This is a genomic window from Synechococcus sp. BA-120 BA3 (assembly GCF_034931285.1).
Taxonomy (GTDB): domain Bacteria; phylum Cyanobacteriota; class Cyanobacteriia; order PCC-6307; family Cyanobiaceae; genus Cyanobium.
In genome coordinates, this window is sequence record NZ_JAYGHZ010000238.1 from 1 (window position 1) to 575 (window position 575).

At 74.6% G+C, this 575-nt stretch carries 1 protein-coding gene; it reads left to right on the forward strand.

The annotated features are described in order from the left end of the window. The coding region (locus VB737_RS07525) for an ATP-binding cassette domain-containing protein (protein WP_500312286.1) at nt 1-439 on the forward strand (439 nt) is incomplete at its 5' end. Nucleotides 440-575: the final 136 nt, after the last annotated feature.

Consider the following 575-nt stretch of genomic DNA (forward strand, 5'->3'; position numbering starts at 1 on the left):
CCGCAGCGCCGTCCGCGCCGCCCTGCGCAAGACCCTCTGCGCCGACCTGGCCGACCGGCTGCTTTCGGAGCTCTCCGGTGGCCAGCTCAAGCGGGTGCTGCTGGCCTCCTGCGTGGTGCGCCCCCGTCGCCTGCTGGTGCTCGACGAGGCCCAGGCCGGCCTCGATGCCCGCGCCGCCGAGCAGTTCCACACCCTCCTCTACCAGCTGCGCCGCAGCGAGGGCTGGACGATCCTGCAGGTCTCCCACGATCTGGAGATGGTCCGCCGCACCTGCGACGGCGTGCTCTGCCTCAACCGCAGCCTCCGCTGCCACGGCACCCCCGACCACGCCCTCAGCCCCTCCCGGCTCGAGCAGATCTACGGCCTCGGCTTCGTGCCCTACCACCACCGGCACCCGTCCCAGCGGCCCTCCCCCCCCGAAGACGCCCCACAGGCCTGAGAGCGGCTTCAGCGGCTGGGCGCCGGGACCGGTGGCGGGGTCGCTGCCGCCGGCAGGGGCCGGCCGAAGTCGGTGGGCTGCTCGTACAGCCATCGCAGCGTGGCCCGATCCCTCGGGCTGAGGGCCAGCACCGGCC